The sequence below is a fragment of the Streptomyces flavofungini genome, assembly GCF_014650815.1.
Classification (GTDB): Bacteria; Actinomycetota; Actinomycetes; order Streptomycetales; family Streptomycetaceae; genus Streptomyces; species Streptomyces flavofungini.
The window spans coordinates 408,509-434,863 of sequence record NZ_BMVR01000003.1 but is presented as its reverse complement, the minus strand read 5'-3'; the positions used below and the strand labels follow the sequence as shown (position 1 = coordinate 434,863).

Annotated in this window: 24 protein-coding genes; 10 read left to right on the top strand and 14 right to left on the bottom strand. The window is 73.5% G+C overall.

The features are described 5' to 3' along the window. The first annotated feature begins 134 nt into the window (after positions 1–134). From IE274_RS09220 to IE274_RS09210, 4 genes are all read left to right on the top strand, one after another. Complete coding sequence (locus IE274_RS09220) at positions 135–1,409, top strand: FAD-dependent oxidoreductase (protein ID WP_190115121.1); 1,275 nt, start codon at positions 135–137, stop codon at positions 1,407–1,409. A gap of 157 nt (positions 1,410–1,566) precedes the next feature. Continuing rightward, on the top strand, positions 1,567–2,358 hold the full coding sequence (locus IE274_RS09215) for an AraC family transcriptional regulator (RefSeq protein WP_190115120.1): 792 nt from the start codon (positions 1,567–1,569) through the stop codon (positions 2,356–2,358). Positions 2,359–2,547: 189 nt separating this feature from the next. Further along, positions 2,548–2,730: an FAD-dependent monooxygenase gene (locus IE274_RS40025; protein ID WP_268255563.1), complete on the top strand. Its 183-nt coding sequence runs from the start codon at positions 2,548–2,550 to the stop codon at positions 2,728–2,730. Further along, entirely contained in the window at positions 2,718–3,710 is a 993-nt protein-coding gene (locus IE274_RS09210; RefSeq protein ID WP_268255562.1) for an FAD-dependent monooxygenase, read from the top strand. The genes IE274_RS40025 and IE274_RS09210 overlap by 13 nt, the downstream gene beginning before the upstream one ends. A gap of 57 nt (positions 3,711–3,767) precedes the next feature. Here the strand turns inward: IE274_RS09210 and IE274_RS09205 are convergent, their stop codons facing one another. From IE274_RS09205 to IE274_RS09195, 3 genes are all read right to left on the bottom strand, one after another. Next, positions 3,768–5,102: an enolase C-terminal domain-like protein gene (locus IE274_RS09205; RefSeq protein ID WP_190115119.1), complete on the bottom strand. Its 1,335-nt coding sequence runs from the start codon at positions 5,100–5,102 to the stop codon at positions 3,768–3,770. A gap of 57 nt (positions 5,103–5,159) precedes the next feature. Then, a complete protein-coding gene (locus IE274_RS09200) occupies positions 5,160–6,497 on the bottom strand; it encodes a gluconate:H+ symporter (protein WP_190115118.1) in 1,338 nt (445 codons plus the stop codon). A gap of 96 nt (positions 6,498–6,593) precedes the next feature. Next, positions 6,594–7,568, bottom strand: coding sequence for a 5-dehydro-4-deoxyglucarate dehydratase (locus IE274_RS09195; protein WP_190115117.1), 975 nt, complete (start codon positions 7,566–7,568; stop codon positions 6,594–6,596). A 189-nt stretch (positions 7,569–7,757) separates the two neighbouring features. Between IE274_RS09195 and IE274_RS09190 the strand changes: the two genes are divergently transcribed. Next, the gene (locus tag IE274_RS09190) at positions 7,758–8,546 is read left to right on the top strand and encodes an IclR family transcriptional regulator (RefSeq protein ID WP_190115116.1); all 789 of its coding nucleotides are present in this window, start codon (positions 7,758–7,760) and stop codon (positions 8,544–8,546) included. Between the two features lie 65 nt (positions 8,547–8,611). Here IE274_RS09190 and IE274_RS09185 read toward each other — a convergent pair whose 3' ends face one another. The 3 genes from IE274_RS09185 to IE274_RS09175 all read right to left on the bottom strand — a co-directional run bounded on the left by IE274_RS09185 (position 8,612) and on the right by IE274_RS09175 (position 12,329). Continuing rightward, positions 8,612–9,889, bottom strand: coding sequence for an amidohydrolase (locus IE274_RS09185; protein WP_190115115.1), 1,278 nt, complete (start codon positions 9,887–9,889; stop codon positions 8,612–8,614). A gap of 130 nt (positions 9,890–10,019) precedes the next feature. After that, positions 10,020–10,664 carry a TetR/AcrR family transcriptional regulator gene (locus IE274_RS09180; RefSeq protein ID WP_190115114.1) on the bottom strand — a complete coding sequence of 215 codons (645 nt, stop codon included), beginning with the start codon at positions 10,662–10,664 and terminating at the stop codon, positions 10,020–10,022. Positions 10,665–10,760: 96 nt separating this feature from the next. Further along, a complete protein-coding gene (locus IE274_RS09175) occupies positions 10,761–12,329 on the bottom strand; it encodes a phytoene desaturase family protein (RefSeq protein WP_190115113.1) in 1,569 nt (522 codons plus the stop codon). Between the two features lie 154 nt (positions 12,330–12,483). Between IE274_RS09175 and IE274_RS09170 the strand changes: the two genes are divergently transcribed. After that, complete coding sequence (locus IE274_RS09170) at positions 12,484–13,143, top strand: hypothetical protein (RefSeq protein ID WP_190115112.1); 660 nt, start codon at positions 12,484–12,486, stop codon at positions 13,141–13,143. 31 nt (positions 13,144–13,174) lie between these two features. Here the strand turns inward: IE274_RS09170 and IE274_RS09165 are convergent, their stop codons facing one another. The 4 genes from IE274_RS09165 to IE274_RS09150 all read right to left on the bottom strand — a co-directional run bounded on the left by IE274_RS09165 (position 13,175) and on the right by IE274_RS09150 (position 18,771). Further along, positions 13,175–15,421 (bottom strand): serine/threonine-protein kinase, encoded by a 2,247-nt coding sequence (locus IE274_RS09165; protein ID WP_190115111.1) that lies wholly within the window; start codon positions 15,419–15,421, stop codon positions 13,175–13,177. After that, positions 15,403–16,341: an oxygenase MpaB family protein gene (locus IE274_RS09160; protein ID WP_190115110.1), complete on the bottom strand. Its 939-nt coding sequence runs from the start codon at positions 16,339–16,341 to the stop codon at positions 15,403–15,405. Before IE274_RS09160 ends, IE274_RS09165 begins: the two co-directional genes overlap by 19 nt. Before the next feature lie 139 nt (positions 16,342–16,480). After that, complete coding sequence (locus IE274_RS09155) at positions 16,481–17,512, bottom strand: sulfotransferase (protein WP_190115109.1); 1,032 nt, start codon at positions 17,510–17,512, stop codon at positions 16,481–16,483. Positions 17,513–17,580: 68 nt separating this feature from the next. Beyond that, the gene (locus IE274_RS09150) at positions 17,581–18,771 is read right to left on the bottom strand and encodes an acyl-CoA dehydrogenase family protein (RefSeq protein WP_190115108.1); all 1,191 of its coding nucleotides are present in this window, start codon (positions 18,769–18,771) and stop codon (positions 17,581–17,583) included. Between the two features lie 164 nt (positions 18,772–18,935). On the opposite strand from IE274_RS09150, the gene IE274_RS09145 reads away from it, so the two are divergent. Together IE274_RS09145 and IE274_RS09140 are read left to right on the top strand one after the other, a co-directional pair. Further along, positions 18,936–19,664 (top strand): YoaK family protein, encoded by a 729-nt coding sequence (locus IE274_RS09145; RefSeq protein ID WP_190115107.1) that lies wholly within the window; start codon positions 18,936–18,938, stop codon positions 19,662–19,664. Between the two features lie 164 nt (positions 19,665–19,828). Next, positions 19,829–20,812 carry a COG4315 family predicted lipoprotein gene (locus tag IE274_RS09140; protein ID WP_190115106.1) on the top strand — a complete coding sequence of 328 codons (984 nt, stop codon included), beginning with the start codon at positions 19,829–19,831 and terminating at the stop codon, positions 20,810–20,812. Positions 20,813–20,840: 28 nt separating this feature from the next. Here the strand turns inward: IE274_RS09140 and IE274_RS40345 are convergent, their stop codons facing one another. Then, positions 20,841–21,023, bottom strand: a complete 183-nt coding sequence (locus IE274_RS40345; protein WP_373305727.1) for a hypothetical protein — start codon at positions 21,021–21,023, stop codon at positions 20,841–20,843. 66 nt (positions 21,024–21,089) lie between these two features. Here IE274_RS40345 and IE274_RS40020 point away from each other — a divergent pair, with 66 nt between their 5' ends. Beyond that, positions 21,090–21,416 carry a TetR/AcrR family transcriptional regulator C-terminal domain-containing protein gene (locus tag IE274_RS40020; RefSeq protein ID WP_268255566.1) on the top strand — a complete coding sequence of 109 codons (327 nt, stop codon included), beginning with the start codon at positions 21,090–21,092 and terminating at the stop codon, positions 21,414–21,416. 10 nt (positions 21,417–21,426) lie between these two features. Here IE274_RS40020 and IE274_RS09125 read toward each other — a convergent pair whose 3' ends face one another. Further along, positions 21,427–21,903, bottom strand: a complete 477-nt coding sequence (locus IE274_RS09125; protein ID WP_190115104.1) for a VOC family protein — start codon at positions 21,901–21,903, stop codon at positions 21,427–21,429. A gap of 158 nt (positions 21,904–22,061) precedes the next feature. Between IE274_RS09125 and IE274_RS09120 the strand changes: the two genes are divergently transcribed. Then, entirely contained in the window at positions 22,062–23,534 is a 1,473-nt protein-coding gene (locus IE274_RS09120) for a M4 family metallopeptidase (RefSeq protein WP_229909396.1), read from the top strand. 101 nt (positions 23,535–23,635) lie between these two features. On the opposite strand, the gene IE274_RS09115 is transcribed toward IE274_RS09120, so the two are convergent. Together IE274_RS09115 and IE274_RS09110 are read right to left on the bottom strand one after the other, a co-directional pair. Next, complete coding sequence (locus tag IE274_RS09115) at positions 23,636–25,453, bottom strand: hypothetical protein (RefSeq protein WP_190115103.1); 1,818 nt, start codon at positions 25,451–25,453, stop codon at positions 23,636–23,638. Positions 25,454–25,459: 6 nt separating this feature from the next. Beyond that, positions 25,460–26,353, bottom strand: a complete 894-nt coding sequence (locus IE274_RS09110; protein ID WP_190115102.1) for a protein phosphatase 2C domain-containing protein — start codon at positions 26,351–26,353, stop codon at positions 25,460–25,462. Positions 26,354–26,355: the final 2 nt, after the last annotated feature.

The window sequence follows — 26,355 nt, the reverse complement described above, 5'->3', positions numbered from 1 at the left end:
GCGCCCATCCGTCTGACCGCATGGTCAGCTATCTGACCATTCGGTTAGAGTGACCGGACCCGCGCAGCGCGAGACACCCGGGACGCGAGCCGGCCGGGACGCGGGACGCATGACGCTCACGAGGGGAGTCGGACATGGAACGCACGACATGCTGTGTGGTGGGCGGCGGACCGGCGGGCATGATGCTGGGCCTGCTCCTCGCCAGGGCCGGGGTCGAGGTCACCGTCCTGGAGAAGCACGGCGACTTCCTGCGCGACTTCCGGGGCGACACGGTGCACCCGTCGACGCTGCGGCTCCTGGACGAACTGGGCCTGGGCGAACGCTTCGACCGGCTGCCCGCGCAGCGCCTCACTCAGATGCGGATGCAGGTCGAGGGCACCACCTTCGTGGCGGCCGACCTGCGCCGCGTGCCCGGTCGGCACAAGTACATCGCGATGGTCCCGCAGTGGGACTTCCTCGACCTGCTCGCGTCGGCGGCGGCCGAGGAGCCGTCGTTCCGCCTGCGGATGCGGACGGCCGTGACGGGTCTGCGCACGGACGCGACGGGGCGGGTCACCGGCGTGACGTACACCGACGAACACGGCGCGCCGGGCGAGCTGGCGGCCGATCTGACGGTGGCCTGCGACGGCCGGGACTCCGTGGTCCGCGCGGCGGCCGGGCTCGTGCCCCGGTCGTTCGAGGTGCCGATGGACGTGTGGCAGGTCCGGGTCCCCGCGCCGCGCGACCGGCGCAGGCGCGGCCAGGTGTTCCTGAGCGTCCGCGACGGCCAGGTCGCCGCCACGATGGACCGCGGCGACTACTACCAGACCTCCTACCTCATCAAGAAGGGCGCGGACTCCCGGCTGCGCTCCCACGACATCGGCTGGTTCCGCGACCGCCTGGGCGACCTCCTCGGCTGGGACCACGAAGCGCTGCTCGCGATCGGGTCCTGGGACGACGTGAAGCTCCTCGACGTCACCATGGGCCGCCTCCCCCACTGGTATCGCGACGGCCTCCTGTGCATCGGCGACGCCGCCCACGCCATGTCCCCGGTGGGCGGCATCGGCGTCAACCTCGCCGTCCAGGACGCCGTGGCCGCGGCCCGCCACCTGGCCGCCCCGCTGCGCCGGGGCCGCCCCACGACCGCCGACCTGCACCGCGTCCAGCGCCGCCGCGCGTTCCCCGCCACCTTGACCCAGCGCTCCCAACTCACCGAACACGAAACCCTCCTGCGCCCCGCCCTCGACGGCACCCTCCGCCCCGGCCGTCTCCCGGCCCCGCTCCGACTGCTGCGGCGGGTGCCGGTCCTGCGGATGGTGGCCGGGTACGTGGGCGGGGTGGGGGTGCGACCGGAGCATGCTCCCGGGTTCGCGCGGCGGGGTCCGGGCGGGACGCCTGCGGCCGGGGCCACGGATGGCCTGCGCGGATGAAGCGGAGACCGCGGAGCCGGGTCCGTCCTGCCCGTGCAGGCGGCTCTCAAGGTCGAACGCGGGCCGCACCGGGTGGCAGCACGCCATCGAGTACGTTCCGACACGCGGACGGCATCGGCCCGCACCGCCGCGCGCACCACCCGTAGGCTGACTCCTGATGCCGAAAAGCCGCCACCCCTCTTCGGGACCCTCGGAGCCGCAGGACGTGCCCAGCGGCGCCGGGTGGATTCCGCACGGCTACACGATGGCCCCCCACGCTCACGTGGCGGGTCAACTCGTCTACGCGGCAGCCGGGACGCTGGCCACCACGACCGGGCGCGGCACCTGGGTGGCCCCGGCCAACCGTGTGACCTGGACGCCGCCCGGCTTCGCCCACTCCCACCACTTCTACGGCCGCACCGACGCACGCCTGCTGACGATTCCGGTCGACCTGTGCGGCCAACTCCCCGAACACCCCAGCGTGTTCGCGGTCAGCCCGCTGCTGCGCGAGGCCGTACTGGCCCTGACCGGTGACCGGCCCGAGAGGCGTCCCGGCGCCCACCAGCGGCTGCTCGCCGTAGCCATCGACGAGCTGTCCGACGCCCCTGAGCAGTCCCTGCACCTGCCCGAACCCAAGGACGACCGGCTGCGCGCCGCCACCGGCCTCCTGCACGCCGATCCCGCCCGGCCCGCGACCCTGGCGGATCTCGGACGCGCCGCGGGGGCCAGCGAGCGCACCCTGAGCCGCCTGTTCCACACCGAGCTCGGCATGAGCTTCCACCGGTGGCGCACCATCTTGCGCATCCACCACGCCCTGGCCCACCTGACGTCCGGCATGTCGGTCACCGACACCGCGATGGCGTGCGGCTGGTCGAACCCGTCCAGCTTCATCGACGCCTTCCATGACGTCGTCGGCCAGACCCCGGGCAGCTACCAGGCGGACCTGCGCCACAGCCCCGCGGCGCCGTAGCGGCCTCGCCCGAGGCCCCTGCCGAGCACGCCATGTTGGCGGGTTTTCGGCATCGCCTGTCCATTCACCGGTTGGTGACGGCCGGGGTCGGGTTCCACAGTGGTGTCAGTAACGCCGCGCCGGCGGAACGGCACGACCGTTCACGCTCCGGCACGTGCGGCCCCACTGTGCGCAAGGAGCTCGAAGACCATGACCAACACCGGCAAGGACACGACCGTCGTGATCGTAGGGGGCGGAGTCGCCGGACTCGCGCTGGGCAACTTCCTCCTGCGGAAGGGGGTCGGGTGCGTCGTCCTTGAGAAGCAGAGCCGTGCATACGTGGAGCAGCGGCAGCGGGCGGGGCTATCGATGGCGGCGGCGTGCGCGTACTGAACGAGTGGGGGGTGGGCGAGGCCGTGGAGGGCCACAGCCACGGTGACTCCGACTCGGGGATGCCGCTGCTCATCGATGGGGAGAAGCGGCAGTGGAAGAGGGGCGAGGACGATGTCGACGGGGCGTTCTGCCCGCAGCAGGTCCTCGTTCGCAACCTGATCAGGGTCTTCCTGCGCGATGGCGGTGACCTGCGCTTCGAGGCGCGGGACCTGTCGCTGCACGACATCGGCACCGAGCAGCCGCTGGTGCGCTACCGGGAGGCCGACGGCTCGACACGGACGGTCACCTGCGACTTCGTCGCAGGGGCCGACGGCTACCGCGGCGTCAGCAGGACGGCCATCCCCGAGGACGTCCTCACCTGCTTCACCCACGAGTTCGGCTACGCCTGGCTGACCGTGCTGACGGAGGCACCGGCGGACCCCCTGGCCGTGCTGGCCGTGCACGCGCGCGGCTTCGCCGCGCAGATCACCCGCGGCCCGCACGCGAGTCGCCTCTACCTGCAGTGCCCGCTCACCGACACCGTCGAGCAGTGGCCCGACGAGCGCGTCTGGACCGAACTGGAGGCACGCTTCGGTACACCCGTGGACCCCCAGGGCCCGATCACGAACAAGCAGGTCGTGCCGCTGCGCGGAGTGGTCTTCAGCCCCATGGGCTTCGGGCGGCTCTACCTTCTCGGGGACGCGGCCCACCTCATCTCTCCGATGAGCGCGCAAGGCATGAGTCTCGCCCTCCACGACGCCGACGTACTCGCCCGCGGGGTCGTCCAGCACGTCGAGAAGAACGACTCGAGCCTGCTCGACGGCTACTCCGACACCTGCCTGAACCACACCTGGGAGCGCCAGGCCTCCGCGGTCTGGATGACCCAGACCATGCACGACTCCGGTGACCCCGGCTACGAGGGGGAGTTCCGCAAGCAGATCGCCCGGAAGAACCTGGAAACCATGCTGGAGCCGTCGGCGGCGCCGCACTCGACCTCGTAGGTCGACAGAGCGCCGGATTGTCGCCATGGATGACGATGCCTGGAGTGTGACGCTCCGTCATGGGCGGACCAGGCAAGGGCGCTTCGCGTCGAACCGCCAACCGGGGATGAGGTACTGCATCCCGGTGCTGTCGTCGCGCGCGCCCAGGGCCTTCTCCTGGTAGAGGTCGTGGGCCGCGTGGAGGCGGTCGGTGTCGAGGGTGATGCCGAGGCCCGGGGCGTCGGGGACGGATATCTCGCCGTTGATGATCCGGGGCGGGGTGACCGTCAGGCGTTCCAGGCCCTCCTGCCAGATCCAGTGGGTGTCCAGGGCGTTGTACGAGCCGGGGGCCGCGGCGCCGCAGTGGGTGACCATGGCGAGGGAGATGTCGAAGTGGTTGTTGGAGTGGCAGCCCCAGGTCAGGCCCAGGGAGTTGCAGAGTTGGGCGACGCGGACCGAGCCCTGCATGGTCCAGAAGTGCGGGTCGGCCAGGGGGATGGAGACCGACTGGAGGGCGAGGGCGTGGGTCAGCTGGCGCCAGTCGGTGGCGATCATGTTGGTCGCGGTCGGCAGGCCGGTGGCGCGGCGGAACTCGGCCAGGATCTCGCGGCCCGAGTAGCCGTCCTCGGCTCCGCAGGGGTCCTCGGCGTAGGCGAGGGTGCCGACCAGGGGCGCGCACAGGTCGATGGCCTCGCGCAGGGACCAGGCGCCGTTCGGGTCCAGGGTGATCCGCGCCTCGGGGAAGCGGGCCTTGAGGGCGCGGATCGCCTCGACCTCCTCGGGGCCCGGCAGGACTCCGCCCTTGAGCTTGAAGTCCCGGAAGCCGTACCGGGCGTGGGTCGCCTCGGCCTGGCGGACGATCGCCTCCGGGGTGAGCGCCTCCTCGTGCCGGATGCGGTACCAGTCGACGTCCGCGCCGGGCTCCCGGACGTAGTCGAGGTCGGTGCGGTCCGGGTCGCCGACGTAGAAGAGATAGCCGAGTACGCGTACGGAATCGCGCTGCTGGCCGTCGCCGAGGAGGGCCGCGACCGGCACGTCGAGGTGCTGGCCGAGCAGGTCGAGCAGGGCCGACTCGACGGCCGTGACGGCGTGCACCGTGGTCCGCAGGTCGAAGGTCTGGGCGCCGCGCCCACCCGCGTCACGGTCCGCGAACCGGCTCCCCAACGCACGGAGGACCTGCTTGTAGTTGCCCAACTCGGCCCCGACGACCAGAGGTTCGGCGTCCCGTAGCGTCTGCGTGATCTTCTCGCCGCCCGGCACCTCCCCCAGGCCCGTGCGGCCCTCGGAGTCCTTGAGGACCACGATGTTGCGGGTGAAGTACGGGCCGTGCGCGCCGGAGAGGTTCAGCTCCATGCAGTCGCGGCCCGCGACCGGGTAGACGGCGAAGTGCGTGACGGTCGGCTGGCTGCTCATGCCGGGCGGGGTCCTTCCGGAGGAGGTGAGGGAGGGGCTGAGGGAGGGGCGGAGCGTTCAGAGGTGGAGGACGTCCAGCGTCCGCTCCAGGGCCAGGACACCGCCGAGGCCCAGGATCGCGAGGACCGTCGTGTACGTGGTGCGGACTTTGATCGCCTCGATGACCGTCAGGTTGAAGTACTCCTTGAACAGCCAGAAGCCCGGGTCGTTGACGTGGGAGCAGGCGATGGAGCCGCAGGAGACGGCGAGCACCATGATCTCGGGGTGGATGCCGCTGCCGGCGAGGATCGGGAGGACCACGCCGGAGGCGGCGACGACGGCGACCGTCGCGGAGCCGAGGGCCACGCGGAGGATGACCGCGATGAGCCAGGCCAGGACGATCGGCGAGATGGTCCAGGTGTCGGTGGCGTCCTTGATGTAGTCGGAGATGCCGCCTTCGACGAGGACGTTCTTGAAGGCGCCGCCCGCCCCGATGACGAGGAGGATCATCGCCATCGCCTGGGCCGCCGAGGTGCAGGAGGCGCTGACGTCCGCCATGCCGCGGCCGATGCGGGGCCCGAACGCCCAGGTCGCGAGGGACAGGGTGAGGAGGAGCGCGATCGGCGGCGACCCGATGAAGGCGACGACGTGCAGGAACGGGCGCTCGCCGGACGTGGCCATGTCCGTCACGGCGGCCCCGGCGATCAGCACCACGGGGAACAGCGCCACGAACAGCGACCAGCCGAGGCCCGGCATCTCCTCGTCGGTGAACTCGCCCTCGCCGACCAGGCCCCTGGGGACGGCGGGGTTCATCACCTTGATGAACGGCAGCCTCGGCCACGCGAGCGCGACGAGAGCGCCGATGGGCACGGCGATGAACAGCCCGTAGCAGAGGGTGTGGCCGACCGACGTGTGGAACGTCGAGGCCACGGCGGTGGGGCCGGGGTGCGGCGGCAGGAAGCTGTGCATGGTCGACAGGGCGATGGACATCGGCAGGCCCACCCACAGCAGCTTCGCCCCGGTGACCCGGACCAGCGTGAAGGCGATGGGCACGATGATGACGAAGGCGACCTCGTAGAACATGGTCACGCCGATGAGCATGGCCGTGACCACCATCGCCACCTGCACCCAGCGCGGCCCGAACGCGGCGAGCAGCCTGCCCGCGATCCGCTGCGCCGCGCCGGAGTCGCCCAGGACCCGGCCGACCATGGCGCCGAGCCCGATGGTGAGCATCGTGTCGCCGATCTGGCCCCCGATGCCCTCGGAGAGGACGTCGGGGATGTCGGCGACCGGTATCCCGCGGACGAGCGCGACGCCGACCGCCACGAGCAGCAGCGCGGCGAATCCGTTGAGTTTCAGGCGGGTCATGAGGAGCAGCAGCACGAGCACGCTGATCCCGACCACGAGGAGAGGCATGTCCGTTCCCCTTCGAACGGTTGAGCAGGTGGGTCTCGGGCGCTCACCCGCCGCGCGCCTGGGGGCTGTTGGGCGAGCGGATTCGATGACGGTCCGTCAGGCGGCGTGCGAGTGCCTGGCTCCGGCGAGCTTCAGGCCGTCGTCGAGGATCTTCTCCAGGTCGGCGAGGTCGGCGGGGCCCGGGTCGACGAGCGGGGCGCGCACGGGCCCGACCGGCAGTCCGCGCAGCCGGGCCGCGGCCTTGACGAGGGCGACGGCGTACCCGGGCACCCGGTCGCGCAGTTCGACCAGCGGCACGTAGAAGTCGCGCAGCAGCCGGTCCACCGCCGCGTCGTCGCTGTCCCGCAGAGCGGTGAAGCAGGCGCCCGCGATCTCCGGCGCGAAGGCGTGCACGGCCGAGGAGTAGGCCGGGACGCCGACGGCCGCGTACGCGCGGGCCTGGATCTCGGCGGTGGCGGCGCCGTTGAAGAAGAGGAAGCCGTCGGGCGCGGCCAGGGTGAGGCGCTGCAGCCGGTCGAGGTCGCTGTGCCCGTCCTTGAGGCCGACGACCGTGGGGATCTCCGCGATGCGGCGCAGGCTTCGGGGGGTGAAGGCGACCTGGCCGCGCTGGTACGCGATGAGGGGCAGCGTCGTCCCGCGGGCGAGCTGGCGCAGTTGCTCGACGAGGCCGTCCTGCGGCGCCTCGACGAGATAGTGCGGGAGCACCAACAGGGCGTCGGCGCCCGCCTCTTGCGCGATCCGGGCGAACCGCAGCGCCTGCGCCCAGCCGTACCCGACACCCGCGACCACGGGCAGCCGCCCGGCGGCGATCTCGACCGTGGCCTCGACGACCGCGCGGTACTCGTCCTCGTCCAGCGAGAAGAACTCCCCGGTGCCGCAGGCGGGGAACACCGCGCCCGGCCCGCCCGCGCCCGGGGCGGTGCTCAACTGGCCGGTCAGGTACGCCCGGTAGGACTCCAGGTCCAGGCCACCGTCCTGCCGCAGGCTCGTGAGCGGGAAGGACAGTACTCCGCGCGTCATACCGTCCCGCAGCCGCCGGACCACGTCCTCGGTCTCCCTGCTGAACCGCATCCTGAATCTCATCCCTGTATGCAGATGGTGTGCATGTATGAGAACGGAGGCTATGGTGATGAACGGGCGCGGTCAATGGGTGCGACAGCGCCGATGCGGACGGCCCGCCCACGGGCGTGGCGACGCCCCTGCGTACGGCGACGACGATGCGCACGGCGGCCGGGCGGCGCGCGGAATTACGATGTGGCCATGGCGAAGACGAGCGGGACCCGCGGGGTGAAGTCGGCGGCCCGCACCGTGGAGCTGCTCGAACTGCTCGCCGCCCGGGGCGACCGCCCCGCCCGCCTGGACGAACTCGCCGCGGAACTGGGCGTGCCGCGCAGCAGCATGTACCAGCTCCTGCAGACCCTCGTCGACTGCGGCTGGGTGCGCTCCGACACGACCGGGTCCCTCTACGGCATCGGCATCCGCGCGCTGCTCACGGGCACCGGCTACCTGGACGGCGACCCGCGCGTGCGCCGGGTCCGCCCCGCCCTCGACCAGGCATCGGACGCCCTCGGCGAGACGATCCACCTGGCCCGGCTCGACGGCCCGAACGTCGTCTACCTCGCGACGCGCGAGTCCCACGAGTACGCGCGCAGCCTCAACCGGGTCGGCCGCCGGATCCCCGCGCACGCCGGTGCCCTCGGCAAGGCCCTGCTCGCCGAGCGCGCCGACGCCGAACTGCCGCTGCCCGAGGGCCCGTTGGCCGCGTACACGGAGAACACGCACACCGACCGGAGCACGCTGCTCGCCGACCTCGCCGAAACGCGCGAGCGCGGCTACTCCATCGACCGCGAGGAGACGGTGACCGGCATCGTGGGCTTCGGCTTCGCCCTGCGCTACGACGTACCGGCCACCGACGCCATCAGCTGCTCGGTGCCGGTGGCCCGGCTCAGCGCGGAGCACGAGGCCCGGGTCGTCGCGGTCATGGGGGAGGTCCGGACCCGGCTCGAGAGCGTCACCGCGCCCGAGCCGGGCGCCCCCGACTGGCGCTGAGCCTCAGGCCGTACGCCACCCTCCACCCGCCCCGGCCACGCCCGCTCCCGCCGTCCCTACCACCTTCACTCCACCCGCCCCAGCCAGGCGAGCGCCGCCGTCGTCATCGCCGTCACGCCGGTGGTGACGGCCGGTGCGGCCTCGGGGGCGAAGCGGGGCGAGTGGTTGGACGGGATGTCGCGGTCCAGGGTGCCCGCGGCCGCCGCCGCGGCGTACGTCGCGGGGTCGCAGCCGCCGAACAGCCAGTAGCAGACCGGGGCCTTGGCCGCCGCGCCGAGGATCCCCACGTCCTCGCTGCCGGTCACGGGCCCCGGGTCGATCACCTGCCCGCCGCCGATGACCGCGCCGATCGCACCCATGGTCCTGGCCACCGCCGCCTCGTCGTTGACGAGCACCGGGAACGCGTCGAGCTGCGTGAACTCCGGCTCGCGGTCGGCCCCCGCCACCCATGCCTCGCCGCGCACGATCCGCTCGACGGCGGCGCGCATCCTGGCCCGGATGTCCTCCTTGTACGAACGGATGCTCAGCCGCAGCTCCGCCTCGTCCGGGATGACGTTGTCCACCGTGCCCGCCCGCAGCGACCCCACCGTGAGCACGGCCGTCTCCCCTGCCGGGACCTCGCGCGAGACGACGGTCTGCAGCCGCATCACCGTCGCGGCGGCCATCACCACGGGGTCGACGGACGTCTCGGGCCGGGAACCGTGCGCGCCCTTGCCGTACATGACGACCTTCAGCGAGTCGGTGGCCGCGAACGCCGGTCCGGCGTGGCAGGCCACCATGCCCGCGGGCAGCGGCGCGACGTGCTGGCCGAGCACCACGTCGGGCGTCCCGAAGCGCTCGACGAGGCCGTCGTCGACCATCGCCTGCGCGCCCTCGCCGATCTCCTCGGCGGGCTGGAACGCGGCGACGATCCGCCCGCGCCAGCTCCCGCGCGCCTCGGCCAGCAGCTTCAGGGCGCCGAGGAGGCAGGTGACGTGCATGTCGTGGCCGCAGGCGTGCGTCACGCCCTCGGTGCGCGACGCGTAGGGCAGGCCGGTGAGTTCGACGAGGGGCAGGGCGTCGAAGTCGGCGCGCAGCAGGACGGTGGGACCTTCTCCGTTGTCGAGGACGGCGACGACGCCGGTGCGGCCCACGCCGGGGGTGACGTCGTACCCGTACGCGGCGGCCCGGCGGGCGATCTCGGCGGCGGTGCGGTGCTCCTCGAAGGGGAGCTCGGGGTGGGCGTGCAGGTCCCGGTACAGGGCGACGAGTTCGGGCAGGGCGGCGTCGAGACCGCGCAGGGCGGGGGGTGGGGACTCGGCGGACGGCTCCTGCGGTTCGGACGAGGGGCTGCTGACGCCCATGCGACGCTCCTTCGGCACGCGGTTGCGGCGTCGCCCCCGGCCCCGGCGGCCGACGGCTGACGCCCTCCAAGTGCTGCCCACGGCCCACGGGGCACACACCTGTTCGCCCTGTGCCCGTCCCGCCCCCGGTTCAGCGGTCGGCGTGGTCGCCGCCCCCGGCCCCGATCGCGTTCAGCGTGAACGTCTCCAGCTCGGCCGCCGCCGCGTCCAGGTCGAGGTCGGGGTGGGCCAGCCAGTGGCCGATGACGCCGTCGATGGCGCCGCCGACGGCGAGGGAGACGGTGCGGACGTCGAACGCGCGGAAGGTGCCCGCCTGCTGGCCCTCGGCGAGGAGGTCGGCGAGGGCCTGCCAGCGGCCCGCCGTGTCGTGGCTGCCGGGGGTCTTGAGGCGGGTGCCGCCGTGGTCGTCGAGGAGCATCTCCGTGATGACCCGGACGTGGCGGCGGTGCGCCTGCTGGTAGCCGATCATCGCGCGGACGTAGGCGATCACGGCGGCGCGCGGGTCCTCCTCGGCCGCGACGCGGTCGCCGACGTACGCGGTGAACTCCTCCAGGACATGGTTCAGCGCCGCGCGGGTCAGGTTGTCCTTCGAGGCGAAGTGGTAAAGGACGGCCGCCTTGGACAGGCCCGCCTGTTCCGCGATGGCGGACAGGGACGTCGCGGGGTAGCCCTTGGTGGAGATCAGGTCGATCGTGCACTCGATGAGCTGTCGGCGGCGCGCCTGTTCGGTGAACGTCGGGGAGTCCGCGCTGCGGCCGGCGCGTCGGGAAGCCATGGTGAGCACCTCTTGTCTCCGTCACTCACGCGTGGGTCCTCCTCGCGCTTCGAACGGTGTCCGACCGTACACCAGCGCGTTCCGCGCGGCTTCGCCTCACCGTTCCAGTACGGCCATCGCGGCGTTGTGCCCGGGGATGCCGCTGACGCCGCCCCCGCGCACGGCGCCCGCGCCGCACAGGAGGACGTTCGCGTGCCGGGTCTCCACGCCCCAACGGCCCGCCTGTCCCCGCTGGTCGGGGGCGCTCTCGTCCGCGTACGGGAAGGACAGGTCGCCGTGGAAGATGTTGCCGCCGGGCAGCCGCAGGTCGCGCTCCAGGTCGAGCGGGGTCTTCGCCTCGACGCACGGACGGCCGTCCGCGTCCACGGCCAGGCAGTCGGCGATCGGCTCGGCCAGGTGCGCGTCGAGCTGGGCGAGGGCCGACGTCAGGAGTTCGGCGCGCAGCGCGTCGTGGGTGGCGTCGGTGAAGAGGCGGGCGGGGGTGTGCAGGCCGAAGAGGGTCAGGGTGTGACAGCCTCGGTCGACGAGGTCCTGGCCGAGGATGCTCGGGTCCGTGAGGGAGTGGCAGTAGATCTCCGAGGGCGGCGCCGCGGGTGGTCCGCCCGCCGCCGCCTGCGCGTACGCCCGCGCCAGCTCGCCGTACCCCTCGGCGATGTGGAAGGTCCCGGCGAAGGCCTCGCGCGGGTCGACGTCCGGGTCGCGCAGCGCGGGCAGCCGGTCGAGGAGCATGTTCACCTTGAGCTGGGCGCCTTCGGCCGGGGGCGGCGGCGCGTCCCCGGTCAGCGCCGCGAGCTGCTGCGGCGAGGCGCCCACCAGGACGTGGCGGGCCCCGACCGTGCCCTCGCCGTCCTCCGTCCGGTACGTCACCTCGGCCTGCCGTCCGTCGGTCTCGACGCGGGTCACCTCATGGCCGGTGCGCAGCTCGGCGCCGGCCGCGCGGGCGGCGTCGGTGAGGGCGTGGGTCAGGGCGCCCATGCCGCCGACGGGGACGTTCCAGTCGCCGGTGCCGCCGCCGATCACGTGATACAGGAAGCAGCGGTTCTGGCGCAGGGACGGGTCGTGGGCGTCGGCGAACGTGCCGATCAGCGCGTCCGTGAGGACCACGCCGCGGACCAGGTCGTCGGCGAACCGCTGCTCGACCGCCCGGCCGATGGGCTCCTCGAACAGCATGCGCCAGGCGGTCTCGTCGTCGACGCGGCCGCGCAGCTCCTTCTTCGTCGGCAGCGGCTCGGTGAGGGTGGGGAACACCCGGGTGGCGACGTGGGCCGTGCGCGCGTAGAACTCCCGCCAGGCCGCGTACTCCCGGTCGTCGCCGGTGAGCCGCGCGAACGACGCCCGCGTGCGGGCCTCGCCACCGCCCACCAGGAGCCCGGTGGGGCGGCCTGCGCGGACCGTCGGCGTGTACGACGACACGGTCCGCGTGCGCACCCGGAAGTCCAGGTCCAGGTCCCGCACGATCTTCCGCGGCAGCAGGCTCACCAGGTACGAGTAGCGGGAGAGATGGGCGTCCATGCCCGGGAACGGGCGCGTCGACACGGTGGCTCCGCCGGTGTCGGGCAGCCGTTCCAGGAGCAGCACGGAGTGGCCCGCCCGGGCCAGATAGGCGGAGGCAACCAGGGCGTTGTGGCCGCCGCCGACCACCACTGCGTCGTAGCTGGATCGCATGATCCTTGGTAGCACGGAATCGAGCGGTTGTCCGGGGGCGGGAGCGGAGCAGTGGCGAGGGCACGCTCCAGGCACCGCTCGCCGCGTGCGACCCAGGTCCCGCTTGAGTACGGGTACTCATGCCCGTCGCACCGCGCCGACGCAGGATTCCCCCATGGCAAAGATCAGCATGGCTCCGGAGCAGCGCCGCAAGGCCGTGAGAGCGACCACGGCGGGCCTGGGGATCGTCGCGGCACTCGCGGGTTTCATCGGCCTGGCCCGGTGGTTCGACGGGGTCTGGCAGGGCGACCCGTACCCCGTCGCCGATCCGGCGGCGACGTCCCGGCACCTGGACGAGCGCAGCCAGACGGTCTACGACGCGCTCGCGCTGCCGCACGCCCGGCTCGACGCCGAGCGGTCCGGGGTGCGCGCGTACACCGACGCCTACAACTGCGACCGCCGCGGCCTGCGCACCTGGTCCGACGCACTCGACCCGTCGCCGCCGAGCGAGCCGCACGTCGTCAGCGTTTCTTACGACTGGACCCTGCGGGACGTGCCCCGCGCCCGGGCGGTCGTCGCCCTTCAGCACGCGCGCAAGGAACTGACCCGCGAGGGCTGGACGGTGGCCGAGCACCGCGACGACCGTTACCGCCTCCAGCTGAGCGTGCGGCCCCCGAAGGACGGCACGTCGGTCACGCTCACGGCCTATCCCGGCGACCGCCTCGAGGTCTCCGCGTACGCCGACTGCGCCCGTTACCCCAAGGGCACCCCGATGGACATGGACGGCGATCCGGAGCTGGCCGCCATGCGCGCCCCCGTCCAGCTCCGCGGCTGACCGGGAAGGCCGCGCCCCGCGCCCACGCGGCTCAGTGCGCCCCCGAAGCCCGCTGCTGCCGCAGTGCCGCCACCCTCCGGTAGAGCTCCACCGCCTCCGTGCCCCGGCCGAGCTGCTCCAGGCAGTGGGCCTCGTCGTTGCGGCTGGCGAGGGTGTCGGGGTGGCCGGGGCCGAGGACCTGTTCGCGGGCGGCCGCGACGCGGCGGTACTCGGTGAGGGCGTCCGGCCAGCGGCCGAGCCAGCCGAGGCCGACGGCGACCTCGCGGCGGCTGACCAGGGTGTCGGGATGTCCTGCGCCCAGGACGCGTTCGCGGATCGCGCACACGTCGCGGGCCTCCACCAGGGCCTCCTCCCAGCGGCCGAGGCGGCCCAGGTTCACGCCGAGGCCGTGCCGGGCGCGCAGGGTCTCGGGGTCGGCGGGGCCGTTGATCCGGGTGCGGTCCTCGATCAGGACGCGGTACAGCTCCAGGGCCTCCGCGCTGCGGCCGAGCCGCCCGAGGCTGATGCCGACCTCGTAGCGCGCCGCGAGCGTGTCGGGGTGGTCGGCGCCGAGCGCCCGCGTGCGCGCCTCGGCCACGTCGCGGTACGTCTGCAGCGCTTCCGGCCAGTGCCCCAACTGCCCCAGGGCGTACGCGACTTCGTAGCGGGTGACGAGGGTGTCGGGGTGGGTGGCGCCGAGGACGCGGGCCCGGGCGGCGGCCACGTCGCGGGCGAGGCGGTAGGAGTCCTCAAGGCGGCCCAGGCGGCTGAGGTTGAAGGCCAGGTTGTGACGACATCGAAGGGTGTCGGGGTGGTCGGGGCCCGCCGTCCGCTCCCGTACCGCGAGCACCTGCGTGTACACCTGGTGCGCCTCGAAGTGCCGCCCGAGCTGACCGAGGACGTACGCCATCTCCTGGCGCGCGGCGAGCGTATCCAAGTGGTCGGCGCCCAGGGCGCGTTCGCGGCCCTCGGCGACGCGGCCGTACTCGCGCAGGGCGTCCGCGGGGCGCCCCGTGCGGCTGAGCGTGAAGCCGACCTCGTACCGGCTGGCGAGGGTGTCGGGGTGGTCGGGGCCGAGGACGTGCTCGCGCTCGGCGGCGACGGCGCGGTGCACCTCTCCCGCCTCCGCCCAGCGGCTGAGGCGGCCGAGGCTGAGGCCCGCGTTGTGCCGGCTGACGAGGGCGGCGACGACGGACGGCGCGGGCGCGGGGCGCTCCGGGGCGGGCGGCGGCACGACGGTGTGGCGGCCGGTGGCGCGCGGGATCCACTCGCCGGTCAGGCCCGCGGCGGCGTCGGGCGGTGTGGTGCGCAGGGCGGCGCCGGACGCCTTGTGTCCGGTGGTCATGCCGCGCGTCCAGGACGGCAGGGCGGGCTCGGGGCGTTCGGGGGGCGCGGCCCCGGGGCGGCGCAGCGAGGGCGAGACGACGGTCGGTACGTACGCGCTGGGCGCGCTGCGGCCCGCGGTGATGCGGCGGCCCAGCTCCCGGGCGTCGGCGGGGCGTTCGTCGGGGCTCTTGGCGAGCAGGTCGAGGACGATCCGGTCCAGGTACACGGGCAGCTCGCCGCGGTGGCGGCGGGGCGGCTCGGGCGCGGTGTCGCGGTGGCCGACGAGCACCGCCCAGGCGTCCTCCATGTCGAACGGCGGGGCCCCGGTGACGAGTTCGTAGAGCACACAGCCGAACGAGTAGAGATCGCTGCGCTGGTCCACCTCGGCGCCACTGATCTGCTCGGGCGACATGTAGTGCGGGGTGCCCATGGCGATGCCGGTGCCGGTGAGGCGGGAGGTGAAGCCGATGTCGTGGCCGAGCCGGGCGATGCCGAAGTCGCAGATCTTCACCGTGCCGTCGGTGAGCCGCATGATGTTGGCGGGCTTCAGGTCGCGGTGCACGATGCCCTGTTCATGCGTGTAGGCGAGCGCGGAGGAGACCTGGTCGGCGATGTCCACGACGTCGGTGACGGGCAGCGGGTGCTGTCTGTTGTCCTCCAGGAGCTGGCTCAGGTTGCGGCCCTCCAGGAGCTCCATGACCAGGAACAGCACGCCGTCGTTCTCGCCGAAGTCGTGCACGACGGTCACACCGCGGTGCTGGAGGGCCGCCGCGACCCGGGCCTCGCGCCGGAACCGCTCCCGCAGCACCCGGGTGAACGACTGGTCGTGCTGGGGCCCGAGCGGCTTGAGGCATTTGACGGCGACCTTGCGGCCGAGCGATTCGTCACGTGCCCGCCACACCTCGCCCATGCCGCCGCGCCCGATCAGGTCGAGCAGTCGGTACCGGCCCTGGATCAGCCTGGTGTCCGCCATCGCGTGCCGTCGCCCCCGTTGCCTCGCTGCGCCCTCCCCGGCCCGTCCAGTATGGCGTCCCGTCTGTCGACTTTGTACGGGACATTGCGGCGGTCGGGGCGGGCGCCGGGGCCGAGGCGGGCCATGGCGCGCAGAATGTGCTTCGGCGGGAGCTGCCAGCGCACCCGGGCCGGGACGAGGCGCAGCAGGGTGCCGGTGGCGGCCAGGCGGCGGGTGACCGTCGGCGGCGGTGGGGCGGGCCTGCCGTACAGCTCGTGGGCGTAGCGGGGCAGGGACGCGTACGCGAGGTTCGCCACGCGCCGCCACAGCAGGGCGCGCGCCGGGACGAGCAGGGCCTTGGTGGGCGGCCGGAGCAGGAAGTCGTCGACGGCGCGGGCCTCGGGTCCGGCGGCGAGGTCGGGGCGCACCTTCTCGAAGTACGCGGCGAGTTCGGCGGTGGACGCCGGTACGCCGTCGGGGTCGAGGCCGACCAGGCGGGCGCTCTCGCGGTGTTCGGCGACGTAGCGGTCGGCGGCCGTGTCGCTGAGCGGGAAGCCGGAGCGGCGCAGGACGTGCAGGTAGGAGTCGATCTCGGCGCAGTGCACCCACAGCAGCAGTTCGGGCTCGTCGACGCCGTAGCGCTCCCCGGTGTCGGGGTCGACGGCCGAGAGCATGGAGTGGATCTTGCGGACGCGGGCGCCCGCCTTCTCCGCGGCCTGCGTGGTGCCGTACGTCGTCGTGCCCACGAAGTGCGCGGTGCGCATCAGGCGGCCCCAGGCGTCCTTCCTGAAGTCCGAGTTCTGCATAACGCCGCGTACCGCGCGCGGGTGCAGGGCCTGGAGGTACAGCGCCCGTACGCCCGCGACCCACATCATCGGGTCTCCGTGCACCTGCCAGGTCACCGACGAGGGCCCGAAGAGCCCGGCGTCCGCCTCGCGCATGCCGTCACCTCCCCCTCGCAGATTACGCATAATTCCGCAGCCCGCGATACGTCCGTGAGCGGCTCGCCTCCCGCCCGCGACGGCGGGCGAGCGCGTGGTGTTCTCAGTCAACACCCCCTGAGTAGAACGTTCGTTCCAGCTACTGTCGACTGTCCGCCAGAACCCGCGCTCCGGGCGCGCAGCACTTCCGCAGCGCGGCGAGTTCGGCGGCGGGCAGCCGCAGGGCGGAGCCCCGGCGACTGTCGTCGAGGCGTGCGGCCCCGGTGTCGAGCCACTCCGGCAGCGGCTCGACACCGATGAAGTCGGCAAGCCGCGTCAGCTCCTTGCGGGGCTCGTCGAGCAGGTCCTCGTAGGCAAGCGTGGTCCGCGACGACGCGGGCACCTCGCTCAACAGCCCCACGCCCTGCGTGATCAGCTCCGACCACAGCGCCCCGAACCCGGTCAGCGGCAGATCGCTGTCCAGGACGAGCGCGGGGTCGAACCGCTCCCCCAGCAGGGGCGCCAACTCGGGCGGCAGGGAGCCGACCTGCTCCTCGGTCAGGTCCTCGACCCGGTCGGCGCCTGTCCGGGTCAGGATGTCCCGCAGCAGGTAGATCAGCCGGTAGCCGGTGTGCCGGCTCATGGACAGGGCGCAGTCGGGCCCGTCCCTGAACAGGTGCACGAAGCGCGCCTGTGGGAACACCCGGTGCAGCAGCGGCACCCGCTGCAGCGAATACCCGGACCGCTCGACGGCCGCCGTGCGCCCGAAGCGCGCACCCAGCAGGTCGAACAGGGCTTCGTGGTGCTCGGCGGCCGTACGCTCCGGCCAGCCGGGCACCTGCGCGGCGAGTTCGTCGAAGAGGCCGTCCGGATCGTCGGTCAGATGCGGAAGGACCATCAGCGACAGTGCCGGAATGCCGGTGGTCTCCGTCGCGAACCGTCCCGGACGCCGCGGGTACACGAACTCCGGCATCGGCACGCCGTTGCGGATCATGTTCTCGAACAGCGGATGGGGTTCGGCGAGCAGCCGCCAGAACTCCCCGCCGCCGAGCAGCCCCTCCGGAAAGGCCCGGCTCTGCACGGACGCGAGGAACTCGTTCAGGCTCAGCACATCCGGATGCGCGTTGACGATGCCGGACAACGCGGTCGACCCACTACGGCCGGTACCGACGACGAACGTCAGGGTGCGCATGTGGCAGTTCTCCTTCGACGACGACCCCAGGTGAGCACAGGCTTCCCTGAGGGTCGGCGTCCGACGCTTCAGCGGCGCACCCTCGGCATCCCCAGGCCGATCCACGAGATGATCTCGCGCTGGATCTCATTGTTGCCGCCGCCGAAGGTGAAGATGACCGCCGAGCGGTAGCCGCGTTCCAGTTCGCCGTGGAGGACGGTGCCTGCCGAGGCCTCCTTCAGGGCGCCCGCGGAGCCGACGACTTCCATGAGCCAGGCGTAGGCCTCGCGGCGGGCCTCGGAGCCGTAGACCTTGACGGCGGAGGCGTCCTGGGGGGTGAGGGTGCCGTCCTGGACGGCGTTCACCATCTGCCAGTTGAGGAGTTTCATCGCGTCGAGCCTGGTGTGGGTCTGGGCGAGGCGGCGGCGTACCCAGGGCAGGTCGATGACGCGGCGGCCGTCGGCGAGTTTGGTCTCGGCGGCCCAGCGCTGGACGTCGTGCAGGGCGCGGATGGCCATGGTGCCGTGGGCGGCGAGGGTGACGCGTTCGTGGTTGAGCTGGTTGGTGATCAGGCGCCAGCCCTTGTTCTCCGCGCCGACGCGGCGGGAGACGGGGACGCGGATGTTCTCGTAGTAGCTGGCCGTGGTGTCGTGCGAGGCGAGGGTGTTGATGAGGGTGCAGGAGTAGCCGGGGTCGGACGTCGGCACCAGCAGCATGGTGATGCCCTGGTGCGGCGGCGCCTCGGGGTCGGTGCGGACGGCGAGCCACACCCAGTCCGCGGTGTCGCCGTTGGTCGTCCAGATCTTCTGGCCGTTGACCGTGTAGTGGCCGGTGTCCTCGTCGCCCTCCCGGACGGCCCGGGTCCTGAGCGCGGCCAGGTCGGTGCCCGCGTCGGGCTCGCTGTAGCCGATCGCGAAGTCGATCTCGCCGGAGAGGATCCGCGGCAGGAAGTACGCCTTCTGCTCGTCCGTGCCGTAGCGCATGAGCGTCGGGCCCACGGTGTTGAGGGCCATCAGCGGCAGCGGCACGCCCGCCTGGGCCGCCTCGTCGAAGAAGATGAACTGCTCCATGGGCGTGAGCCCGCGGCCGCCGAACTCCTCCGGCCAGCCGACGCCGAGCCAGCCGTCGGCTCCCAGGCGGCGGATCGTCTCCCGGTAGAACCGCTTCTGGGCGGCGGGCTCGGCATAGCGGGTGTACGCGCGGCCGGGCACCAACTCGGCGAAGTACGTACGCAGTTCGGTGCGCAACCGCTGCTGCTCGGGCGTGTATTCGAGGTGCACGGGCCCTCCTGTCGTCCCTGCGCCCGCCGCCGGCGCGGCGCTGCGGCTTGACGGCGCACAGAGTAGAACGTGTTTCAGTAAGGGGGAAGGGTCCGGCCGGCGTCGACCACTCGGCGGCGGTGCCGCACCCGCCGCGCACCCGCCTCCCTTGAGAGGCTGGCCGCATGACGAATGATCAGCCCGGGGTGGCCGCGGGCACCGAGACGCCCGGGCCGCGGATCGGCAACCGGCACCCGCTCGCCCTGGTCCTCTTCGCGCTCACCGCCGTCAGCGGGTTCGTGGACGCCGTCACGTTTCTCGGGCTCGGCCGGGTCTTCGCGGCGAACATGACGGGCAACGTCGTCGTCATCGGCTTCGCCGCGGCCGGGGCGCCCGGGTTCTCCGTCACGGGGTCACTGGTGTCGCTCGGCGCGTTCCTCGTGGGCGCGGCCGCGGCGGGGCGGCTCGCGCGGGCGTTCCGGGGGCGGCGCCGGGCGGTGTGGGTGCGGGCGGCGCTGTTCGGCGAGGCATCGCTGCAAGGGGTGGCGACAGTGCTCGCGTTCGCGGGCGCCGCCGACGCCACGTACGTCCTGATCGGGCTGCTCGCCCTGGCGATGGGGCTGCGCAACGGCACCGTGCTGAAGCTGAACGTGCCGGACCTGACCACGACCGTCCTGACGCGCACGCTCACCGGGCTCGCCGTCGAGTCCCGGCTCGCGGGCGGCGCGGACCGGCTCGCCATCCGGCGGGTCGGCGCGACCCTCGCGATGATCGCGGGCGCGCTGCCGGGTGCCTGGCTGGTTCTCCACCACGGAATCGGCTGGCCGCTGCTCGCGGGGACGGCGGCCGTGACGGTGGTGGCCTGCGTGTATCGCGAGAGGCCGGATGCGACTCCTGAGGGATCGGGCGCCTAGCCCAGCAGGCACTACTTTCGGATGCACTCCTAGTTTGGACATTGTCTCGGTTTGGTCACAGCCCCAAGAAGGCTGAACAGGCCTGAGCACGGCGCCCGTACTCACGCCTCGAAGGCTCACCACAGCCCGAGCGACCGAGCGACGACATCCCTGGGAGACCACTCATGATCCGCAAGAACACCCGGCCCGCCCTGCTCTTCACCTCCTTCGCAGCCGCGGGCGTGCTGCTCCTGACCGCGTGCGGCGGCGGTGGCGACGACGGCGCCAAGGCGGCGGGCGACGCACCGGCGGCCGACGCACCCGCGGCCGACGGCCAGGCGGGCGGCGAATCCGGCGGCCGGTCCGGCGGCGGCGCGATGAACCTCTCGCTGCGCTCGGGCACCGCCGAGCAGAACAACGCCCAGCGGCGCACCGGCGACTGGGCCAACCCTCCCGGCAAGCCCGCCACCAAGCCCGTGCAGCGCAAGTGGGTCCAGCTGTCGGCGAGCCGCGCGGGCGACCTGAACCCGGTCGTCGTGAACGGCGCCGGATTCACCCTCTACCGCTTCGACAAGGACACCGCTCGGCCCTCCGCGTCGAACTGCGCGGGCGCCTGCGCCACCACCTGGCCCCCGGTCCTCGTCGACCCGGGCGGCAAGATCTTCGTCGACGGGGTGAAGCCGTCGGACGTCGGCGTCATCAAGCGGGACGACGGCACCCGCCAGGTGACGATCGGCGGCTGGCCGGTGTACCGCTTCAGCAAGGACACCAAGCCCGGCGACACCAACGGCCAGGGCGTGGGCGGCACTTGGTTCGGCGTGACGCCGGACGGCCAGAAGTCGGGGCGGCCCACGGGCGGCGACTCCGGCGCCGACGAGGGCACCGGATCCGGCGACGCGGGCGGGGACCAGGCCAACGCCCCGGCCACCAGCGCGATCCTCTTCGACGACGCCGGCTTCCCCGGCGACGGCGTCGCGCAGGGCGTGGCGGGCGAGGGCTGCCAGAACGTGGCGCGCCCGAGGGTGGCGTCCTCCGTCTCGGCCAGCGGCTCGCTGAAGCTCTGGTCGAAGGCCGACTGCAAGGGCGAGTCAAAGGTGATCAACGGCGATGTGGCGGACCTGGCCGCCGTCGGCTTCGACAACAAGACCAGCTCGGTGGCGTTCGGCTGACGAGCCGTCACAGCTCACACCGGCTGATTCAGCAAGCCGCCTCCCGGACCCGCGCCACATGCCCGTCCGGACGGATCAGCGCCGAGCCCACCCCCACCCAGTCGGGGTGGACCTCGGCCAGTGGCCCCTCGTGGACGACGACGTCCGGCGAGGGGCCGTCGGCGTGCCCGGCGCCGGTGAGGTCGAGCAGGACGTGACGGCCCGGACGCAGCAGGTCGAACAGGCGCCCCCGCCCGCGAGTTGCAGGTTCGGGGCGCGGCGCCCGGTGAGCGGGTGACTGCCTTCGTCGGCCGCGTACGCCACCGAGAGGCCCGGCACGGCGGACGCAGCGCGCCCGGCGGGTGGGCAGGAGGCGGCGTGGACCGCCTGGAGCCTGCTGTACTTCGTCATCGGTCTGACGCAGGAGGAGCAGTCGGTGCCGGAGGCGGGCGACCGCCGTTTCACCGACGCGCTGGCGGCGGGCGACTACCCGTCACTCCGCCGCCTCGCACCGCACTTCCGCGACACGTCCTTCGACGGCCGCTTCGAGCACGGGCTCGATCTGCTCCTGGGGACCAGAGCCGACCAGGGCCTGCCCGATGGGGCCGGTGCGGCCAGGCCCTGACCGGTACGGCCTAGGCCCCGTCGGCCGCCGCCCGCAGCGCCGCCACGTCCAGCTTCCGCATCGTCAGCATCGCCGCCATGGCCCGCTGCGCGCGCTCCGGGTCGGGGTCGGTCATCAGGGCACCGAGTTCGGCGGGGACGACCTGCCAGGACAGGCCGTACTTGTCCTTCAGCCAGCCGCACTGGCTCTCCTGGCCGCCGTCGGCGGTCAGCTCGGTCCAGTAGTGGTCGACCTCTTCCTGGTCGGCGCAGTCGATCAGGAAGGAGACGGCCTCGTCGAAGGTGAACTCGGGTCCGCCGTTGATGCCGGTGTAGTCCTGACCGTCCAGCGAGAACTCGACCGTCAGGACCGTGCCGGCCGGGCGCGGTCCCGCCTCGCCGTAGTACGACACGTTCGTGACCTTTGAGTTCGGGAACACGGAGACGTAGAACTCGGCGGCCTCCAGTGCCTGGGTGTCGAACCAGAGGTTGGGCGTGATCTTGGGCATCGTGCTCTCCTGTCGTGCGCGGGGACGCTCGCTCTCCTGTACTGACCCTCGCTCCGGTCGAAACTCATCGCCACCGGGAACCCCGATGTCCTGGCCCCCCTCCCCCGGCGCCCCGATGATGCGCTCAGGGGCCAGGCACATCGGGGGGAGACCGGGCTATGGACAGCGGTCTGATCAGCACCGTCATCGCGACCGTGGGCGGTGGCCTGCTCGGCGGGGGCGGCGCGATGCTGAGCCACCGCAGCAACACCCGCACCGCCGCCCGGCTCATCTACGCCGAGCTGGCCAGGAACAGCGCGGCCGTCGCCTACTTCCGGCAGACCGGCCACTGGACGGCCCCCACGCTGTCGCGGACCGCGTGGGACGAGCAGGCCACGGTCATCGCCCGCAGGCGCGGCAGCGCGGCCTTCGTCGCCATCCACCAGGGGTACGAGGCGCTGGAGACCACCCCCGTGCTCGCGGCGGACGGCCTGAGCGACGCGGTCCGCGACCGTCTCCTCAACGGGGCCGTACGCCAGTTGGCGCGGGCGCTCGAAGAGGTCGCGGCGATCGCGCGGATCCCGCCGGACCTGGTCCGCGAGGCCACCGGCCTGCTCGACGGCTCGTACCCGATGCCCGCCGAGGAGACCAGCACCCTCACCTGGCTGCTGCAGGGCGTCGTCCCGCTGGCGCTGCAGGCCCGCCTCGCCCCGGAGGACGTGGCGCGCCTCGTCACCGAGCCCGCGGCCCCGCCGCCGGCCTCGGAGCCCGCCCCCGCCGAGGACGCCGACCATGTCGTGTACAACGCCGGGAACAGCCGGGAGACCACGGGGCTCGCCGTGGCCCGGCGCACCGGACAGCCGCCGACGGACGACACGGCCGTGGACGAGGCGTACGACGCGCTGCTCGCCACCTCCGCCTTCGCGCGTGCCGTCCTGGGCCGCGACCCGCTGGTCAGGCGGCCCATGACCGCGGTCGTGCACTACGGCGGCGACTTCAGCAACATGTACTGGAACGGGGAACTGCTGGTCCTCGGCGACGGGGACGGCGCGGTCTTCGGACGGTTCAGCCAGTGCCTGGACATCGTCGCCGGCGGCGTCTGGATGGGAGTGCGCGAGATGATGTCGTTCTTCTCCCCCGCGGGGCAGAGCGGCGCGCTCGCCGTCTCGCTCTGCGATGTCTTCGGCCAGCTCGTCAAGCAGTACACCCACGGCCTGAGCGTCGAGGAAGCGGACTGGGTGGTCGGCAAGGGCCTGCTCGCGCCGGGCGTCCACGGCGTCGCCCTGCGCTCCCTCAAGGCGCCCGGCACCGCGTACGACGACGCCGTCCTCGGCAAGGACCCGCAGGCGGCGGCCATGGACGGCTATGTCCGCACGGGCCGCGACAACGGCGGCATCCACATCAACAGCGGCATACCCAGCCACGCGTTCTACCTCGTCGCCGAGCGCCTCGGCGGGCACGCGTGGGAGCGCGCCGGGATGATCTGGTGGGACGCGCTGACGGTGCACACGATCGGCCGTGACCTGCTCTTCGAGGACTGGGCGCGCTTCACGGTGACGGCGGCGGTGAGCAGGTACGGCGAGGGGGGCGTCGAGCACCGGGCCGTGCTCGACGCGTGGGAGCGGGTGGGGGTGCGGGTGCCGGAGCGGTAGGCGCCGGGGCGGCCCGCGCCGTCGGGCGCCGGGAAACGGGGGCGGCTTCGCTCCCGGACGCCGGGCGGGGGAAGGCCTCGGACACGGAGCGGAGGAAGGCTTCAGCCTCGGACGCGCAGCGCCGCCGTCAAGGCGTCGCCGAACTCCGCCGCCGTGGCCTCCTCCGGCCTGGCCAGCGCGTTCCAGGTGAGCTGCCGCAGCCACGGCGTGAACCAGAACTCGCCCTGTTCGGGCGGCCGTTGCGCGTCCCAGTCCGGTACGGGACCGGCGAGGCGCGCGACCAGCAGTGCCACCCGGTGGACATCGCGGACCAGGGGCGGCATGCGCGGGTCGTCGCCCCAGTCCGGCTGGTGCATCAGGAGGGGCCGCGGGTCGTCCAGGGGCGTCACGCTGTCGATGTCGATGAGCCGCCCGCGCCCCCGGCCCGCCTCGACGCCGTACACGAAGTTCTTCCAGTTGGTGTCGCCGTGCGCGAGCCCCATGTCGTGCAGCAGGGCGTGGGCCGACACCACGTCCAGGAGCAGTTGGGCGCGCTGCCTGGACGTGGGCACCTGGCAGCCGGCGAATTCCGGCTCCTCGGCAAGGAGGTGGTCGCCGGTCTGCGCGCCGCCCTCGCGCAGCAGGAACGGCGCCGCGATGGCCGGGTACAGGACGCCCTCGGCCCGCTCGCCGACGCCGACGACCGCCCGCGGCCACAGCAGGACGCGGTCGGCGGTGCGGCGCCGGGGCGTGGGCAACGTGCCGACTCTGGACAGGAGTTCGCGGTACGGGGCGAGGGCCCGGACGGGATTGCGCTGCCGCTCACCACCGGCCGACGGCGCCGCCGCGCTCTCGGGGTCGAACACCTTCACCACGAACTGCTCGGCGGAGGCGGTGGTGCGAACCCGGCGGATGTGCGGCGGCGCTCCCGGCTGCGGGTCGCCGCTCGTCAGGTCGTCCCGGTGCACGAGGTCGATCATCGGGTAGCCGTGGGCGGGCGGGGGACGCCTGAAGGACTTGGCCGAGCGTGACCGGGTGTTCTCCGGCGACGGTCGCGACCGCGTGGGCGGAGCACCGGACGGGGCTCCGTGCCAGGGCCCGGGGCGGGATCCCGGCGACGCCGGGGGCATGGACCCGAGCGGGATGTCGGGCAGGGTGTCGGACCGCGTGCCGCGCGGGTTCCCGGACCGGGCGCCGGGCGGTGCCGCGGCCGGGACCCCGTACGGCATGGGCGCCGCCCGCGGGTCGTGCGGGGTGCCGGGCGGGGGCCCGTACGGAGCGTGCGGCGGGGGCGGATCGACCGCGTCCACCAGGGCAGTCGCCGCCGCGGTGAGGGGGGCCGGGCCCGCGCGCCGCGGCAGGGTCGCCAGCACGCGTCGCAGCAGCGGCGACGCGGCGATGACGACCGCGCTCGCCGTCGTGCCCGCGGGCGCGTCGTCCGCCCCCGCCGGACCCGCCAGGAGCAGCGCGCCCGCCGTCACGTACACCAGGTGGGCGACCGACCGGTCGAAGGGCGCGGGTTGACCGGCGATCAGGGCCGTGACCCACAGTGCGAGCAGCACGACGGCCGGGCCCGCGAGTGCGAGGGCGACGACGGCGCCGTCCGCCAGGTGCCCGGGCTCCTCCCACCGCGCGTTGACCTGCCACCGCCAGCACGCGACCTGGCTGCCCGCCCAGACCGCGGTGAGCAGGAGCCACCCGGCGGCACGGCGCCGTCGCGCCCGGCCCCGCAGCCCGCGCAGCCGGTGCGCGTGTCCGGCGAGCTCGGCGCCCCGCGTGGTGCTGCGGCTCGTGTCCGCGCGCCGCCGCAACTCCGCCGCCGCGGCGGTGAACCGCAGCGCGTCGGCCGCCGCGCCGTCCATCGCGCGGCGCGGCACCTCGGCGAGGAGCTGGGCGGCGGCGACAGCGAGCACGAGCCACCAGCCGGGTGTCACGTCCAACGGCCCTCACCCCGCGCCGGAGCCGAACGTGCCCTCGGGCGCCGCCTCGTGGTGGCCGAGCCAGGCGACCGCGGCGGCCCGGTCGTCGCTGCGGTCGTTGCGCCGCACGGCCAGCGAGCCGAGGAACTCCAGCGGGGTCGGCGGGGCCGCCCAGAGCCGCCCGAGGAAGGCCCGCATCTGCTCGTCGCGGCCGTCGCGCGCCAACCCGTCGGTCGTCAGGGCCAGTACCTCGCCGTCGCCGAGGTCGAGGACCTGGATCTGCAGCGCCGCGTAGTTGCCGGGCAGGGCGGCGGTGGGCGCGAGGTCCTCGGCCTGCCCGGGGAAGACGGGCATGAGGGAGCCCGAGTGCAGCCGCCACGCGGTGGAGTCCCCGACGCGGGCGACGACCGCCGCGACGTCGCCGCCCGGCGGCACCCGGGTCGGCAGCGCCGCCACCACGAGCGTCGTGCGGTAGTCACCGTGCTCGTGGCCGCCGCCCGGCCGCTGCCGGGACAGCGAGTCGAGGGTGACCGCCACGTCGGCGACCGTCTCGCGCACCCGGTCCCTGAGGTGGTCGCCGGAGAGGTCGGGGGCCGGGAGCCACTGCGCGCGGAACGCCTTCACCGCGACGCGGGCCGCGGCGCGGGCGGCGCGGCCCGCGTCCTCCGAGCGGCCCACCCCGTCCGCGACGGCCAGGAAGCAGATGCCGGTCGCCGCGTCGGACCACAGGGCGAAGGCGTCGTTGCAGTTGTCCCGGGGACGGCAGGTCTCCGCGGCCGCCGCGCCCGCCCGCACCGTGACCGCGCCCGCCTGCCCGCCGTCGTACGCGAGCAGCGGCAGCGCCGCCTCCGCGTCGCCGGTGAACAGCGGGGGTTCGTACCAGGGTTGGTCCATGGCGTCCACAGCCGGAAAGTCGGACACGG